Origin of the sequence: Escherichia sp. MOD1-EC7003 (genome assembly GCF_002965065.1) — a bacterium.
In the GTDB taxonomy this organism is placed as follows: domain Bacteria; phylum Pseudomonadota; class Gammaproteobacteria; order Enterobacterales; family Enterobacteriaceae; genus Escherichia.
The window spans coordinates 1-434 of the sequence record NZ_PTRE01000244.1 but is presented as its reverse complement, the minus strand read 5'-3'; the positions used below and the strand labels follow the sequence as shown (position 1 = coordinate 434).

General features: G+C 48.2%; 1 tRNA gene and 1 rRNA gene. Both read right to left on the bottom strand.

The window, feature by feature from the left end:
* Nucleotides 1–134: 134 nt before the first annotated feature.
* A tRNA-Glu gene (locus A7090_RS24610) sits at nt 135–210 on the bottom strand.
* An 85-nt stretch (nt 211–295) separates the two neighbouring features.
* Nucleotides 296–434 (bottom strand): 16S ribosomal RNA (locus A7090_RS24605); the annotation flags it as partial.

The window sequence follows — 434 nt, the reverse complement described above, 5'->3', positions numbered from 1 at the left end:
GAATAATCTTTCGACTATTCAGTGTTTCAATTTTCAGCTTGATCCAGATTTTTAAAGAGCAAATATCTCAAACATCACTCGTAAGTGAGTTTTGAGATACAGAGGTCGGCGACTTTCACTCACAAACCAGCAAGTGGCGTCCCCTAGGGGATTCGAACCCCTGTTACCGCCGTGAAAGGGCGGTGTCCTGGGCCTCTAGACGAAGGGGACGTATCAGTCTGCTTCGCAAGACGCCTTGCTTTTCACTTTTCATCAGACAATCTGTGTGAGCACTGCAAAGTACGGTTCTTTAAGGTAAGGAGGTGATCCAACCGCAGGTTCCCCTACGGTTACCTTGTTACGACTTCACCCCAGTCATGAATCACAAAGTGGTAAGCGCCCTCCCGAAGGTTAAGCTACCTACTTCTTTTGCAACCCACTCCCATGGTGTGACG